This window comes from Neorhizobium tomejilense, assembly GCF_964254135.1.
GTDB classification, from domain to species: domain Bacteria; phylum Pseudomonadota; class Alphaproteobacteria; order Rhizobiales; family Rhizobiaceae; genus Neorhizobium; species Neorhizobium tomejilense.
Genome location: NZ_CAXUSO020000001.1, coordinates 447,484 through 462,284, shown reverse-complemented (window position 1 = coordinate 462,284; position 14,801 = coordinate 447,484). Strand labels below are relative to the sequence as shown.

General features: G+C 62.2%; 17 protein-coding genes. 12 read left to right on the top strand and 5 right to left on the bottom strand.

Features of this window, described 5'->3' with window-relative positions:
• Nucleotides 1-31: 31 nt before the first annotated feature.
• Entirely contained in the window at nucleotides 32-1,225 is a 1,194-nt protein-coding gene (locus ACSQ3G_RS02270) for a winged helix-turn-helix domain-containing protein (RefSeq protein WP_436108891.1), read from the bottom strand.
• A gap of 108 nt (nucleotides 1,226-1,333) precedes the next feature.
• Here ACSQ3G_RS02270 and ACSQ3G_RS02265 point away from each other — a divergent pair, with 108 nt between their 5' ends.
• The 3 genes from ACSQ3G_RS02265 to ACSQ3G_RS02255 are packed head-to-tail and all read left to right on the top strand — an operon-like array spanning nucleotide 1,334 to nucleotide 3,207.
• A complete protein-coding gene (locus ACSQ3G_RS02265; RefSeq protein ID WP_436108890.1) occupies nucleotides 1,334-2,011 on the top strand; it encodes an energy-coupling factor ABC transporter ATP-binding protein in 678 nt (225 codons plus the stop codon).
• Complete coding sequence (locus ACSQ3G_RS02260) at nucleotides 2,008-2,613, top strand: CbiQ family ECF transporter T component (protein ID WP_436108889.1); 606 nt, start codon at nucleotides 2,008-2,010, stop codon at nucleotides 2,611-2,613. Before ACSQ3G_RS02265 ends, ACSQ3G_RS02260 begins: the two co-directional genes overlap by 4 nt.
• Nucleotides 2,614-2,643: 30 nt before the next feature.
• The gene (locus ACSQ3G_RS02255; protein WP_105426131.1) at nucleotides 2,644-3,207 is read left to right on the top strand and encodes a biotin transporter BioY; all 564 of its coding nucleotides are present in this window, start codon (nucleotides 2,644-2,646) and stop codon (nucleotides 3,205-3,207) included.
• Between the two features lie 14 nt (nucleotides 3,208-3,221).
• On the opposite strand, the gene ACSQ3G_RS02250 is transcribed toward ACSQ3G_RS02255, so the two are convergent.
• On the bottom strand, nucleotides 3,222-3,620 hold the full coding sequence (locus ACSQ3G_RS02250) for an acyl-CoA thioesterase (RefSeq protein WP_172745840.1): 399 nt from the start codon (nucleotides 3,618-3,620) through the stop codon (nucleotides 3,222-3,224).
• A 147-nt stretch (nucleotides 3,621-3,767) separates the two neighbouring features.
• Between ACSQ3G_RS02250 and ACSQ3G_RS02245 the strand changes: the two genes are divergently transcribed.
• The 9 genes from ACSQ3G_RS02245 (at nucleotide 3,768) to dxs (ending at nucleotide 12,387) form a co-directional block, all read left to right on the top strand.
• On the top strand, nucleotides 3,768-4,700 hold the full coding sequence (locus ACSQ3G_RS02245) for a histone deacetylase family protein (RefSeq protein WP_436108888.1): 933 nt from the start codon (nucleotides 3,768-3,770) through the stop codon (nucleotides 4,698-4,700).
• Nucleotides 4,701-4,703: 3 nt separating this feature from the next.
• On the top strand, nucleotides 4,704-4,958 hold the full coding sequence (locus ACSQ3G_RS02240; protein ID WP_046664560.1) for an exodeoxyribonuclease VII small subunit: 255 nt from the start codon (nucleotides 4,704-4,706) through the stop codon (nucleotides 4,956-4,958).
• A 161-nt stretch (nucleotides 4,959-5,119) separates the two neighbouring features.
• The gene (locus ACSQ3G_RS02235) at nucleotides 5,120-6,055 is read left to right on the top strand and encodes a TAXI family TRAP transporter solute-binding subunit (protein ID WP_245440429.1); all 936 of its coding nucleotides are present in this window, start codon (nucleotides 5,120-5,122) and stop codon (nucleotides 6,053-6,055) included.
• Nucleotides 6,056-6,249: 194 nt separating this feature from the next.
• A complete protein-coding gene (locus ACSQ3G_RS02230) occupies nucleotides 6,250-8,358 on the top strand; it encodes a TRAP transporter permease (protein WP_436108887.1) in 2,109 nt (702 codons plus the stop codon).
• A 10-nt stretch (nucleotides 8,359-8,368) separates the two neighbouring features.
• On the top strand, nucleotides 8,369-8,728 hold the full coding sequence (locus ACSQ3G_RS02225) for a DUF1850 domain-containing protein (protein ID WP_436108886.1): 360 nt from the start codon (nucleotides 8,369-8,371) through the stop codon (nucleotides 8,726-8,728).
• Nucleotides 8,729-8,768: 40 nt separating this feature from the next.
• Nucleotides 8,769-9,080: a nucleotidyltransferase family protein gene (locus ACSQ3G_RS02220; protein ID WP_436108885.1), complete on the top strand. Its 312-nt coding sequence runs from the start codon at nucleotides 8,769-8,771 to the stop codon at nucleotides 9,078-9,080.
• A 16-nt stretch (nucleotides 9,081-9,096) separates the two neighbouring features.
• On the top strand, nucleotides 9,097-9,432 hold the full coding sequence (locus ACSQ3G_RS02215; RefSeq protein WP_436108884.1) for a HepT-like ribonuclease domain-containing protein: 336 nt from the start codon (nucleotides 9,097-9,099) through the stop codon (nucleotides 9,430-9,432).
• 10 nt (nucleotides 9,433-9,442) lie between these two features.
• Nucleotides 9,443-10,366, top strand: coding sequence for a pirin family protein (locus tag ACSQ3G_RS02210; RefSeq protein ID WP_436108883.1), 924 nt, complete (start codon nucleotides 9,443-9,445; stop codon nucleotides 10,364-10,366).
• A gap of 101 nt (nucleotides 10,367-10,467) precedes the next feature.
• On the top strand, nucleotides 10,468-12,387 hold the full coding sequence (dxs, locus tag ACSQ3G_RS02205; protein WP_436108882.1) for a 1-deoxy-D-xylulose-5-phosphate synthase: 1,920 nt from the start codon (nucleotides 10,468-10,470) through the stop codon (nucleotides 12,385-12,387).
• 24 nt (nucleotides 12,388-12,411) lie between these two features.
• Here the strand turns inward: dxs and ACSQ3G_RS02200 are convergent, their stop codons facing one another.
• From ACSQ3G_RS02200 to ACSQ3G_RS02190, 3 genes are all read right to left on the bottom strand, one after another.
• Entirely contained in the window at nucleotides 12,412-13,185 is a 774-nt protein-coding gene (locus tag ACSQ3G_RS02200) for a 2OG-Fe(II) oxygenase (RefSeq protein WP_436108881.1), read from the bottom strand.
• A gap of 323 nt (nucleotides 13,186-13,508) precedes the next feature.
• Complete coding sequence (locus ACSQ3G_RS02195; RefSeq protein WP_436108880.1) at nucleotides 13,509-14,096, bottom strand: YceI family protein; 588 nt, start codon at nucleotides 14,094-14,096, stop codon at nucleotides 13,509-13,511.
• Nucleotides 14,093-14,686 (bottom strand): cytochrome b, encoded by a 594-nt coding sequence (locus ACSQ3G_RS02190; protein ID WP_436108879.1) that lies wholly within the window; start codon nucleotides 14,684-14,686, stop codon nucleotides 14,093-14,095. The genes ACSQ3G_RS02195 and ACSQ3G_RS02190 overlap by 4 nt, the downstream gene beginning before the upstream one ends.
• Nucleotides 14,687-14,801 lie beyond the last annotated feature (115 nt).

Below are 14,801 nucleotides of genomic sequence, written 5' to 3'. Positions count from 1 at the left end.
CGGTGCGGCCAAAGGTTTTCGCCGGCCGCGCTTATTCGCCCCGCCAACCATCCTGATAGGTAACCCTATCCACCCCTGCAAACCGCCCGACGCGGAGCAGTTCCGCGTCCAGCTTCTCCAATCTCCCGGCGGAAGCCCGCACACCCTTTTCCAGCCATAACCGCTTCACATCCAGCGTGCCGGACTTGCGGTCCGCCTTCATGTCGATGCGGCCGATCATGCGGTCGCCTTCGAGCAGCGGGAAGACGTAGTAGCCGTATTGGCGCTTCGGCTCCGGCACGAAAACCTCGATGCGGTAGAAGAAGTTGAAGAGCCGCTCGGCCCGGTCGCGGTTGCGCAGGAGCGGATCGAACGGGCTGAGCACGCGCACGCGGGCGGGCGGTTCGGGGATATCCCCGAGATTTTCGGGAAAGCCGAGGAAGGCGAAGGACGGGCGGGGCTTGCTGCCGTCGGCGGTCTCGATCAGCACCTCGGTCAGCTCGTCGCGATGGGACTTCACCCAGTCTTTCGCCTCGTCCGGCGTGACCAGATCGAAAAAGGCGGCAAGTTCTCCGGAGGTCGCAAAACCGAGGCGGGTCATGGCGCCGCGGCAGGCCCAGTCGATGAATTCCTCGTGGCTGACCTCCGGCTCGTGATGCTGCGGCGGGATCACCCGTTCCATCAGGTCATAGATCTTCTGGAAGTTGACGCGGCCGGCGATCGCCAGCTTGCCGGTATGCCAGTAATATTCGAGCGCCGTCTTGTTCGGATGCCAGTTCCACCAGCCGCCGGACTTGTGATCCTCCTGCTTCATGTCGCGCGACATGATCGCGCCGTTCTCGGCAATATGCTGGAAGGTCTCCTCGAAGGCGGCGTCGAACCCTTCGCCATGCCATTTCCTCCAACGTTCGGCGAGGATCGGCTCGCGGCGGCGAAAACGGTGTTTCCAGTAGCGGAAGAAGCTCGCCGGAATGATCGAGGCGTCATGCGTCCAGTGCTCGAACAGCTCGCCGTCCTTTTCCAGAAGCGCGGTCAGGTGCTCGCGCCGGTAGGTCTGGTTGCGCGAAAACAGGATCATGTGGTGGGCGCGCTCGACGGTGGCGATACTGTCCACCTGGACGAAACCGAGATCGTCGATGAGCTGCAGCAGGCCGGCTTTGGTCAACGCGCGGCCGGGCGGTTCGCAGAGCCGCTGCCGTTCGAGGAATATCCTGCGGGCCTGATCGTTCGGAATGAGAATCGCCATGGCATCTAGACTAGGATACCGCCGCGCCGGATTCAATGTTCACGTTCGGTTCCGCATTCCCCTTCCCCATCTTCCGGTCTATAGACCGCTGAACACCGAGGGACAGGCTTGGATATCCGTTTCGAACAGGCAGAAGCGCGTTTCGAGGGGCGCACCGTCGTCCATCCGCTGACGCTGTCGCTCAGTGAACGGCGGATCGGCGTCATCGGTCTCAATGGTTCCGGCAAGACGACGTTCGCGCGGATGATCAACGGGCTGGTGCTGCCTGCCGCAGGCCAGGTGACCGTCAACGGCTTCGATACGGTGAAAGACGGCGACAAGGTTCGCGGCCAGGCGGGGTTCATCTTCCAGAACCCGCAGAACCAGATCATCCTGCCGGTCCTGAAAGAAGATATCGCGCTCGGGCTGAAAAGCCAAAAACTCTCGAAGGCGGATACGCAGGCGGCGATCGAGGCCGTGCTTGTCCGTTTCGGCATCGCCCATCTGGCCGACCGGCGTGTGCACGAACTTTCGGGCGGAGAACTGCAGCTGGCGGCGCTTGCCTCGGTTCTGGTGACCCGGCCGGACATCCTGATCATGGACGAACCGACCAACCAGCTGGATCTCCGAAACCGTGATCTCGTGGAGAGGACGATCCACGGGCTCGACGAAAATGTCGTCGTCATCAGCCATGACCTCGGCCTGATCGCCGATTTCGACCGGGTTCTGTGCTTCCACGAAGGCTGCCTCGCCTATGACGGCGCGCCGGCGGAGGTCATCTCCCGCTACCGCGAGCTTGTTGAATGAAGACGCTTTACGTGGAAGGCGACACGTTTCTGCACCGGCTTTCGCCGCGGGCAAAGCTTCTCGGCCTTGCCGCGCTCAGCCTCCTGCTATTCGTGATCCATTCTCCCGCCGTTCTTGTCATCGCGGCCGTTCTCGGCGGCATCGTCTATTCGTCGCTGCGGCTCGGATGGCGCCAGTCCTGGCTGCGGCTTCGGCCGATCCTGCTGACCATCGTCATTGTCGCGATCTTCACGCTTGTCCTCAACGGCCGCCACGATGCGCTGATCGTCGTCACGCGGCTGACGGCGCTTGCCCTCTTCGCCGCGGCGGTGACGGCGACCACCAGCACCGGCGATTTCATCGACGAGATCACCCGCCTTGCCATGCCGCTGGAGCGCCTGGGGCTCGTCAGGGCCGCGGATATCGGGCTTTCGATCGGTCTTGTCATCCGTTTCGTGCCGGAGATCCTCAGCCGTTACCAGGCAATTCGCGACGCGCACCGCGCCCGCGGATTGAAGGTCCGGCCGCTGACGCTGGCGGTGCCGCTGATCATCCTGACGCTCAAAAACGCCGACGAGATCGCCGCTGCCATTGACGCACGTGGCATCCGGGCGCAGAAATGACCTCATATGACAACCAGGGATTCGCATAGCATGACCACCCGTGATCTCGTTCTGGCCGCCCTTTTCGCCGCCATTATCGTGGCGCTCGGTCTCGTGCCGCCGATCATGCTCGGCTTCATTCCCGTGCCGATCACCGCGCAGTCGCTCGGCGTCATGCTGGCGGGCGTCATCCTCGGTGCCAAGCGCGGCGGTTTCGCGGTGCTTCTGGTCCTGCTGCTGGTCGCGATCGGCCTGCCGGTTCTATCGGGTGGACGCGGCGGCCTTGCCACCTTCGCCTCGCCGACCGCCGGTTATCTCGTCGGCTGGTTCTTCGCGGCCGTCATTACCGGTTATTGCTCCGAGCGTTTCGTCGATCGTTCGCAGAGCGGCATCGTACAGATCACCGGCTTTTTCCTCGCAGCGCTGCTCGGCGGCGTGGTTGTGGATCATGCACTCGGCATCTTCTATCTCGCCTATGTCACGGGCACCGGGCTCCTGACCGCTTTCATCGGCGACCTGTCCTTCGTTCCGGGCGATGTGCTGAAGGCGATGATCGCAGCACTTGCGGGCCGCGCCGTGATGGTCGGTTATCCGTTGCTGCCGCAACGGGCCTGATCGGCCGCGTCCCATCAATCTAGGAACTGATAGAGCCAGTCGCGCAGATCTTCGGGGAGCGGCACCGGTTCGCCGCTTTCGGGGTCGCAGGTCATCCAGACGATCTCGGCTTCCGCGACGGCCTCGTTGCCCCGCAGCATATGCACGAGGAAACCCGCCGACTTTCCACCGATCTTGCTGACGCCGATATGCGTGTGGACGACGTCGCCCAGCTTCAAGGCCGAGTGAAACGTGCAGGTGATCTTGCCGATCCTGAAGAACGGATCGTCCTTCTGCGGCTTGCGGCGGTGCCAGAATTCCGTGACGGCTTCTTCCGCCCGCACGACATAGGATGACCGGAACATCTCCCCGTGCATGTCGACATCGCGGAAAGGAACCCGGAATTCCTGAGACTTGACTGACTCTTTGGCCACGATACCCTCTGGGTTGCACCCCACTATGTAAGACCATTCTTTCAAGCTAAACAAGCGCAAGAGCAAGGGGTTGCGGCTTGAAAAAGTCAGCTTTCTGCGCCATGTCGGGAAGGTCCAGACCGGACTGACCCCTGACGAGGCCGCCGCATGACCACGCGCCTTTACGAACACAAGATCTTCCTCGAACACAGCACGCCCGAAGGACATCCCGAACGGGCGGACCGGCTGCGCTCGCTGGCGATCGCGCTGGAACATCCGAATTTCGCCAGGCTCGACCGCAAGCAAGCTCCCCAGGCGAACGAGGACGCGGTTCTGCTCGCGCATCCGGAGGAGCACCTGCGCGCTGTCATGCGCGAAATCCCCGAGGAGGACACGATCCGCCAGATCGAGGCGGATACCTATGTGGGGCCGAAGAGCTTTCAAGCCGCGCTGACCGGGATCGGCGGCGCGATGGCGGCCGTCGACGACGTGGCGACCGGCAAGGTCGACAACGCCTTCGTCGCGGCAAGGCCCCCCGGCCATCACGCGGAAAAAGACAAGGCGATGGGTTTTTGCCTGTTCAACAATGCGGCGATCGCCGCCCGCCATGCGCAACGGAAATACGGCATCGAGCGCGTCGCCATCGTCGATTGGGACGTGCATCACGGCAACGGCACGCAGGACATCTTCTGGGACGATCCATCGGTGCTGTTCTGCTCGACGCACCAGATGCCGCTTTATCCCGGCACCGGCGCCAAGGACGAGACCGGCACCAAGAACAACGTGGTCAACGCCCCGCTTTCGCCCGATACCGGCAGCGAATATTTTCGCGAGGCCTTCAAGAGCCGCGTGCTGCCGGCGCTCGACAATTTCCGGCCGGATTTCATCATCATCTCGGCCGGCTTCGACGCGCATCATCGCGATCCGCTGGCGCAGATCAATCTCGTCGGCGACGATTTCGACTGGGCGACCGGCCGGGTAATGGAGATCGCCGGCAAATATGCCGGCAACCGTATCGTCAGCCTGCTCGAGGGCGGATATGATCTGGAAGGGCTCGCCGAATCGGCGGGCATGCACATCTGCAGACTGATGAAGGGATAGACGATGACCGATAACACCGAGAGCCTCGATGTGAGCGGCTATTCCTTCGAGAAGGCCGTCGCCGAACTCGAAAGCATCGTCGCGAGGCTGGAACGGGGCGACGTGGCGCTCGACGAATCGATCGCCATCTACGAGCGCGGCGAAGCGCTGAAGAAACATTGCGAAAAGCTGCTGACGGCCGCCGAAAACCGCATTGAAAAGATCCGCCTCGACCGCGCCGGCAAGCCGCAGGGCGTCGAACCGCTCGACGGCGAGTGACCGCCGCGGCCTAAAACCAAAGTCTTACGACCTTCGCAAGCATTGCGTCACAAACCGATTGACGCACCGGGACCGCCTCCCCATGATAGCCACCATCTAAGTGGGTACTTTGGGAGGAGACCATCATGAATTTCGGCGTGAAGCCCAGTAAAATCAATCTCATGTTCGTGGCGACGCTTGCCGTTTCGACGGCATTTTCCGCCGCCGGCGCGAAGGCCGCGGAATTCATCAACGTACTGACCGGCGGCACGTCGGGCGTGTATTATCCGCTCGGCGTGGCGCTTGCCGAAATCTACGGACAGGGGATCAAGGACGCGCGCACCCAGGTGCAGGCGACCAAGGCTTCCGTCGAGAACCTCAACCTGCTGCAGGCAGGGCGAGGCGAGATCGCCTTTTCGCTCGGCGATTCCGTCCAGGAGGCCTGGAAAGGCAACAAGGAAGCGGGCTTTCCCGCCAAGCTCGACAAGCTGCGCGGCATCGCCGCCATCTATCCGAACTATATCCAGGTGGTCGCCAGCGCCGAATCCGGCGTGAAGACGCTCGCTGATCTCAAGGGCAAGAGCCTCTCGGTCGGGGCGCCGGCTTCCGGCACGGAACTCAATGCCCGCGCCATCTTCACGGCCGCCGGCATGTCCTACAAGGACCTCGGCAAGACCGAATACCTGCCGTTCGCCGAATCCGTCGAGCTGATCAAGAACCGCCAGCTTGATGCGACGCTTCAGTCGGCAGGTCTCGGCGTCGCCTCGATCCGCGATCTTGCGACATCGCTGAAGATCAACGTGGTGGCGATCCCCGCTGCCGAAGTCGCCAAGATCGGCGCGCCTTATGTCTCGGTGAAAATCCCGGCCGGCACCTACGAGGGCCAGACCGCCGATGTCGAGACCGCCGCCGTCGGCAACTTCCTGATCACCCATTCGGGCGTATCCGACGAGACCGTCTACCAGATGACCAAGCTGTTGTTCTCCAACCTGCCGAAACTTTCCGCAGCCCACGCCGCGGCAAAGGCGATCGACCCGAAAAAGGCGCTCGAAGGCATGCCGGTACCGCTGCATCCGGGCGCGGAGCGGTATTACAAGGAAGCCGGCTTGATGAAGTAAAGCGATAGGCAGACCGTGCCTATTGCAAGTCCCCTCCCCAACCCCTCCCCACAAGGGGGAGGGGCTTAACCTGCCGCACCGCCGACGCCCACTTGGTCGGGAGGAGCCGCGGGTCTTCTCGCCCCTTGTGGGGGAGATGGCCGGCAGGCCAGAGGGGGTTTCCCGACAGACCAGAGAGCTTGCCGAGAGAACCAATGTCCGAAACCCCAACGCAAAACTCGATCGCCTCACATTCGGCCGAAGAGCCGATCGAGGGCCTGCCGGCCGGCTTCGGCGAAGGGATAACCGGGCGAATTGCCTTCTGGATCGCCTTTGCCTTTACCCTTTTCCAGCTGTGGACAGCCGCCTACGGCACGCTTGCGAGCCAGATCGTCCGCGCCATGCATGTGGGCTTCCTGCTGCTGCTCGGTTTCGTGCTGATCGGCAATCTCGTCGCCAAGACGAAAGCCGGCAAGGTCTGGTTCTGGGCGCTCGGCATCGTCGGCTTTCTCACCGGCATCTACAATTGGGTGTTCTACACAGACCTCATCCAGCGCAGCGGTTTCCTGACGACACCGGACCTCATCATCGGAGCCGTGCTCATCGTGCTGGTCTTCGAAGCAGCGCGGCGGCTGATGGGACTGCCGCTGACGATCATCGCCGCCATATTCCTCGCCTACTGCTTTTTCGGGCAATACGCCCCGGGCCCGTTCATCCATCGCGGTTATGATTTCGAGCAGATCATCGAGAATTTCGCCTACGGCACCGAAGGCATCTACGGCACGCCGATCTACGTCTCGGCGGCCTACATCTTCATCTTCGTGGTCTTTGCGGCGTTTCTGGAACGCGCCGGCATGCTGGCGCTGTTCAACGATTTCGCGCTCGGCCTCGTCGGCACCTGGCGCGGCGGGCCGGCGCAGGTCTGCGTCATGTCGTCGGCGCTGATGGGCACGATTTCCGGCTCGGGCGTCGCCAATGTCGTCGCCTCCGGCCAGTTCACCATTCCGCTGATGAAGCGCTTCGGTTTCCGCTCCGCCTTTGCGGGCGGCGTCGAGGCGACCTCCTCGATGGGCGGCCAGATCATGCCGCCGGTCATGGGCGCCGTCGCCTTCATCATGGCTGAGACGCTCAACGTCTCCTATGCGGAGATCGTCAAGGCCGCAATCATCCCCGCCGTGCTCTATTTCGGCGTCTGCTTCTGGATGGTGTTCCTTGAGGCGGGCAAGGCCGGCCTCAAGGGCATGAACAAAGCCGATCTGCCGAACCCCTGGGCGGCTGTCAGGGAACACTGGCCGCTGATCCTGCCGCTCGCCGCCCTCGTCTACCTGCTGTTTGCCGGTTATACGCCGATCTTCGCCGGTACGATGGGGCTGGCGCTGGTCATCGTGCTGATCCTCGGCATGCCTCTTGCCGCCAGCATCGGCCCGCTCGCCTTCCGTCTCGTCTTCTGGGTCGTGCTCGGCATCGCCGCCGCCTCCTTCCTGCGCTACGGCGTCAACTTCCTGGCGATCGTCATCCTCGCCCTGATCGTTGGCTGCATCTTCGTCAAGGGCGGGCGCGAAACGCTGGCGATCTGCCGTGACGCCATGGCGGAGGGTGCCAAGAACGCGCTGCCGGTCGGTATCGCCTGCGCCATCGTCGGCATCGTCATCGGCACGCTGACGCTGACCGGGATCGCCTCGACCTTTGTCGGCGCTATCATCCGGGTCGGCGAGCACAACCTGTTCCTGTCGCTGGTGCTGACGATGATCACCTGCCTGATCCTCGGAATGGGCATTCCGACGATCCCGAACTACATCATCACCTCGTCGCTTGCCGGTCCTGCCCTTCTGGAACTGGGCGTGCCGCTGATCGTCAGCCACATGTTCGTCTTCTATTTCGGCATCATGGCCGACCTGACGCCGCCCGTCGCACTCGCCGCCTTCGCGGCGGCACCGATGGCGAAGACCTCGGGGCTGAAGATCGGCGTGGAGGCGACCAAGCTCGCGACCGCCGGTTTCGTCGTACCGTTCATGGCCGTCTACACGCCGGCTCTGATGCTACAGGATCCGGGTGCGATTGCCGCGGCATGGGGTTACCCGGTCGAGGTCGCCTATGTCTTCCTCAAGGCATGCTTCGGCATCGCGCTCTGGGGCACCGCGGTCGTCGGCTTCCTGTTCGCCCGCATGGCACCGTGGGAGCGGCTACTGGCCGTCGTCGCCGGTGCAAGCCTGGTTGTTGCGCTTCCCTGGACCGACGAACTTGGCTGGACCCTAGGCGTCGTCTTTGTCGCCCAACACTGGTGGCGCAACCGCAATGCGCCTACCGCACCGGCACTGACATGAGCGCCGGGCAATGAGCCTCTGCATCCTGGCGGGCGGCAAGGTGACGGCGCTCGCTCTCTCGATGTTCACGCTCTCCTGGACCCATTCGGTGCAGAAGACGGAATGGCGCGAGACCTGGGCCGTGACGCCAGCCGGGCTGGAGCTTCGCCAAGCCGAGGTCAAAGGGTCCGGCGCGGGCATGGAGCCCGGAGCGGGCGCGGTGCTGACGGACGGCTGGTGGGTTTGGCACCCGACGCTGCCGCCGCAGGGACGCATTTCGCTGGCGGCCTCGGGCATGACACCGGGTGGGTGGAGGCTGTGTCATGCGGGTGGATGTATGGAGCTTGGGGCGACGGCTGGGGATGAGGTCGCTTTGAGCGGGTGCCCCTAACGCTCTCGACCAAATCCGAGGGCTCCACTATATTGTCCGCATGGACAAGGATCTGGTCATCGCCAAGCTGAGGGAGCACGAAGACGAGCTGCGCGCTGCGGGCGCGGAGCATGTGTCGGTCTTTGGCTCTGTCGCCAGAGGTGAAGCGACGGTAGAATCCGATCTTGATGTTCTCGTCAAATTTGCTGAACCCGTGATCCAGTCGGGTTTCGGCTACTTTAGCGCCCTTGAAGATCTACGCGTATTGATCTCAAGCATTACTGGTGCCAGCAGTGTGGATATCATTGCCGAACCGCTGCAGAAGGAACGGCTCCGGCGGAATGTGGAACGGGATCGCGCCATTGCCTACTAAGCGCCCCCTTATCCGCATGCGTGATATTATCGAAAACGGGCAAGCCGTTCTTGAATACACCCTTGGCATGGATTTCACGATTTATTCCAAGAACCGGCTGACAAAGGATGCGTCTGAGCGATGCCTCGCGCGACTTTCGGAGGCAGCCGTTAAACTTGGCACGCTTGCTGAAGAGCTGTTTCCGCAGCATGATTGGCGCGGCATACGAAACCTCGGCAATATCCTGCGGCATGACTATCCCGACGTACTCGATGCGGTAATTTGGGCGGCGATCACGCATCGTCTGCCACCGTTGCTCGCCGATCTGGAAGCCTTTCTCGCCCGATACCCCGAAGACCAGGAAACGCTTTAGGAAGCTCCCCATGTCCTTCTTCCCCGGAAACGACCCGGTCGCGGGTGACGTCTTTGCCTGTGATGCGATCGAGAACCTGATCATTCCGCGCACCAGCGATATCGGCGGATTTTCGGTGCGGCGCGCTTTGCCGAGCCGGCAGAGGAGACTGGTGGGGCCTTTCATCTTCTTCGACCGAATGGGACCGGCGCTGCTGCGGGCCGACGAGGCGCTGGACGTCAAGCCGCATCCGCATATCGGGCTTTCCACCGTCACCTACCTGTTCGACGGCGAGATCAAGCATCGCGACAGCCTCGGCACCGAGCTTGTCATCCGGCCGGGCGACATCAACCTGATGACCGCCGGCCGCGGCATCGTGCATTCGGAACGCACGCCTGAAAACCTGCGCGGCCATCCGATGTCGGTCTCCGGCCTGCAGACGTGGCTGGCACTGCCGGACGACAAGGAAGAGATCGATCCCACCTTCTCGCACACGAGCAAGGAAAAAATGCCGGTCATCGACGTGGACGGCGCGAACGGCCGGGTGGTCATCGGCGCTTTCGAGGGCCTCGGCTCGCCCGTCTCGACCTTCACCGACACGCTCTATGTCGATCTCCGCCTCGAGGCTGGCAAGCGCTTCCCGTTTGCAGCCGCGCATGAGGAACGGGCGATCTACATTCTTTCCGGCGAACTCGTCGTTTCCGGTGACCGGTTCGCAGCCGACCAGCTTCTCGTCTTCCGTCCGGGCGACAATATCACGCTCGAAGCCGGCGCTCCGGGCTGTCACCTGATGCTGTTCGGTGGCGCCGCGCTGAACTCCAGGCGCTACATCTGGTGGAACTTCGCTTCCTCCTCCAAGGAGCGCATCGAAAAGGCGAAGGATGAGTGGCGCACCGGCCGTTTCGACATCGTGCCCGGAGACGAGGAGGAGTTTGTCCCCTTGCCCGTAGCCTGAAATCGGATAGAACCGCGGGTCATGCAACTTGAAAAAGCCTGCTTTCTTCTCATCTTGGGGAGGAACGCGCTTCCGGAAAAGAGCAGAAAAGGCCACTATTCGTGACATCAACTCCCGCCACGCCATTGCTCGACAAGGTCATGCTTCCTGCCGATCTTCGCGAGATCGAAGATCGCGACCTGACGCAGCTTGCCCGCGAATTGCGCGACGAGATGATCGATGCGGTGTCGCGGACCGGTGGCCATCTCGGCGCCGGCCTCGGCGTCGTGGAACTGACGATCGCCATCCACAAGGTATTCAACACGCCGGACGACAGGCTGATCTTCGACGTCGGCCACCAGTGTTATCCGCACAAGATCCTGACCGGCCGGCGCGACCGCATTCGCACGCTGCGCCAGGAGGACGGGCTTTCCGGCTTCACCCGCCGTGCCGAGAGCGAATACGATCCGTTCGGCGCTGCCCATTCCTCCACCTCGATTTCGGCCGGCCTCGGCATGGCGGTCGCGGCCGACCTTTCCGGCTCGAAGCGCAATGTGATCGCGGTCATCGGCGACGGCGCGATGTCGGCCGGCATGGCTTATGAGGCGCTCAACAATGCCGGCGCGCTGGATGCGCGGCTAATCGTCATCTTGAACGACAACGACATGTCGATCGCCCCGCCGACCGGCGCGATGAGCGCCTATCTGGCGCGTCTCGCCTCCGGCCGCACCTATATGGGCTTTCGCGATCTCGGCAAGAAGCTGACCGCCTATCTCGGCAAAAATGTCGACCGGGCGATCACCCGCGCCGTCGAGCATGCACGCGGGTACGTCACCGGCGGCACCATGTTCGAGGAGATGGGTTTCTACCATATCGGCCCGATCGACGGTCATTCCTTCGACCATCTCCTGCCGGTGCTGCGCAATGTGCGTGACAATGCCCGCGGCCCGGTGCTGATCCATGTGGTGACGCAGAAGGGCAAGGGTTATGCGCCGGCGGAAGCCGCCGCGGACAAATACCACGGCGTCAACAAGTTCGACGTCATCACCGGCGCGCAGGCGAAATCGAAACCGAATGCACCGAGCTATACGAGCGTATTCGGTGAGGCGCTGGTTCAGGAAGCAGGGTTCGACGAGAAGATCGTCGGCGTCACCGCCGCGATGCCGAACGGCACGGGCATCGACAAGCTGGCGGATGTCTTCCCCGCCCGGACCTTTGACGTCGGCATTGCCGAACAGCATGCGGTGACGTTTGCAGCGGGGCTTGCGGCGGAGGGCTTCAAGCCGTTCTGCGCACTTTACTCGACCTTCCTGCAGCGTGGTTACGACCAGGTCGTCCACGACGTGGCGATCCAGGGATTGCCCGTGCGTTTCCCGATCGACCGCGCAGGCTTCGTCGGCGCCGACGGGCCGACCCATGCGGGATCGTTCGATACGACCTTCCTCGCCACCCTGCCGGGCATGGTGGTGATGGCTGCCGCGGACGAGGCGGAGCTGAAGCACATGGTGCGCACGGCTGCTGCCTATGACGACGGCCCGATCTCCTTCCGTTATCCGCGCGGCGAAGGCGTCGGCGTCGAACTGCCGGAACGCGGCCAGATTCTCCAAATCGGCAAGGGCCGCGTGGTCAAACAGGGCACCAAGGTGGCCTTGCTCTCCTTCGGCACGCGCCTCAAGGAAAGTGTGCTTGCAGCCGAGGATCTCGATGCGGCGGGGCTTTCGACGACGGTTGCGGATGCGCGTTTCGCCAAGCCGCTGGACCAGGATCTGATCCGCCAGCTCGCCCGCCATCACGAAGTGCTGATCACCATCGAGGAAGGTGCAGTCGGCGGTTTCGGCAGCCATGTGCTGCAGTTCCTCGCGACCGAGGGCCTGCTCGACAACGGGCTGAAGATCCGCTCGCTGGTGCTGCCGGACATCTGGATGCAGCAGGCGAGCCCGGATGCGATGTACGCCAAGGCTGGCCTCGACCGCGCCGGCATCGTTTCGACCGTCTTCAGGACGCTCGGCCAGCCGCAGATCGGCGTCGGTTTTGCCGGCTGAGCCCGACCGCCGGGTTCTCCCGGGCTAGAAACCGAGGCGGCTCAAGGGGCCGATGATCTTGCGATAGAGCATCGGCGGGGTGAACTCCCGCAGCACGTCACGGCGGATTACGGCATAATCCTTCTTGTCCGCCGAATTCGGCCGCGGCTTGAAGAGCGTCGAATGCGACTTGCGGGATTCGTCCCAGGTCGCCGTGTAATAATAGAGGGCGATCGAGTCCCTCGTCTTGTCTTCCGGATGGTTCACGACGCTGGGATTGCCGTGGAAAGAGTCCGATGTGGTCGAGAAGGTGACCATGCGGTTGAACAGCGGGGTGAAACTGTGCACCTTGCCCTTCATCTCCTTGTCCCAGATTTCGAACGAACCGCCCCACTCCTCCCGCCAGCCCTTGTTGAGATAGATCAGCGTGTTGAGACGGCGCTCGACCTTCATCTTGGAATGAAGGTTGAAATCCGCGTGGATATCGAGATGCCCGCCGTTGGCGGTCTCGTGGACGCCGGCGCCGAAAAAGAACGGGTCGGGGATCAATCCCTCGATGCCGGTCATCTCCTCCAGGAACAGGATGAAAGGGCGCGAATTCAGCGCATAGAACAGGTTCTTGGTGTAGGTCGGAAGCCGCTCCGGAGCGTAGGAGACCTTCTTGTTCTCCTGCGCCCTCGCAAAAGTCGTCTCTTTTTCCGGGCGGTTCCTGAGATCGGCCAGGACGTTTTCCAGAACCTGCTCGGGCAGGAAATTGTCGATGCAGATATGCGGATAAGGCGATGCCGATTGGTAAGCCTCAGCATAATTCCTGGCCATCGACCGAGCAGCATCAACATCTGCCAGAAGAGTATCCGGATCAATGGGATATACTAACTGCGCCATTACACACCCCCAAACTATACTTCGGTCACAGTGTCATATTTTTTGGATGGCGCAAGCATGCCAAAAGCCCATACTTCGAAAGCGTTAGTTGTTAGAGGAATTCCAAATCAAGCTGCTACTTTTGAAATCCTGCAGTAGAATCAATAGTGTCGGTCGACGGCGCCTCGCATCCCGGCACCCCTTTTCCAAGGCAAGGCTCCGAAGCAGTATGCTTCTACGTCGAATGAAGTAATGGGGCCAATCGAGGGGCGCTGTCTCTAGCTCCGCTCGCCCTCGATCACCATGTCGAACTGCACGACATTGGAATAGATCGGCGTGCCGACATCCATGGCATAGCGCGAGCGGTAGATCCTGCCGCTGACGTTGAAGCCTATCTTTCGGCCGTTCCAGGAGGTCAGTTTCACATCGAAGATTTCGGATGAGCTATGCCCCTTGGCGGTCAGCGTGCCGGTGATGCGGGCACTGTCCGGGCCAGTCTGCTCGATCCGTTCCGACCGGAACGAGATCGTCTCGAACCGGGAGGAATCGAAGACGGCGCCGGAGCGCAGGAAAGCATCGATACGATCCTGGCCGGTGCTGACGCTTTCCGGCTTCAGGTCGAAATTCACCATGGAATGGGCGAGATCGCCGGCTTTCAGGTTGAACGTGCCCGAAAACTTGCCGAATTTGCCCTTGATGCCGCCGCCGCCGACCTGATCCACAGCAAAGGCGATACGGGAACCGGGCGTGATGGCATAACGCCCGGCCGCCTCCGTGAGGCTCGGGACGTCGACCGCGGAGAAGCTGGCCTGCGGAAGCGACATGGTGAGCAGCATTGCTGCGATGACGGTTGCCTTGCGGGTCATGGTCCCGGCTCCTCGATTGACGTTTTAACGGTGTGGTGCCGGCTGCCGAGCATGCGGGTGAGCACGTCGTCGTGCCTGACATAGTGGTGGTAGAGTGCGGCGGCGGAATGCAGGAAGACGAGCGCCAGCGTGGAATAGGCGAGAACCGCATGGACGGTCGTCCACCACGCCTCGGCCGCTTCCGACTTCGGCACCGGAAGATGCGTAATGACGACGAGGTTGAACGCGAAGGTCGGAATTTCGAGCGGCGATACGGAGGCGATCATCCAGCCGGCCACCGGCACAGCCACCGCCAAGGTCAGCAGCAGGTAGTGCATCACATGTGCCGAGCGGCGTTCCAGGGCACCCAGACCTTCCGCGGGCTTCACCCGCGCGACGGTCAGCGAACGGACGAGCCTCACGGCGGCCAGAAGAAGAGCCAGCATGCCAAAGGATTTGTGCCACTGGAAGAGCTGGAACTGCAGGGCGGGATCGATCGATCGGCGGGTCATGACAAAGCCGAGGATCAGCAGGCCGAGGATCAGCACCGCGATCAGCCAGTGCAGAGCAATCGCGACAAGGTCATAGCCATCGGCGGAGCGACGCGGCATGGGATGTTTCCGGGATTCTTCGGCAATTCACAGGTGGAAACATCGTACTTTCCGTCCCGAGCGGCAAGCGTCGGCACGATCACGCTCATTCAATATTATTGAATAGGGATTTGTG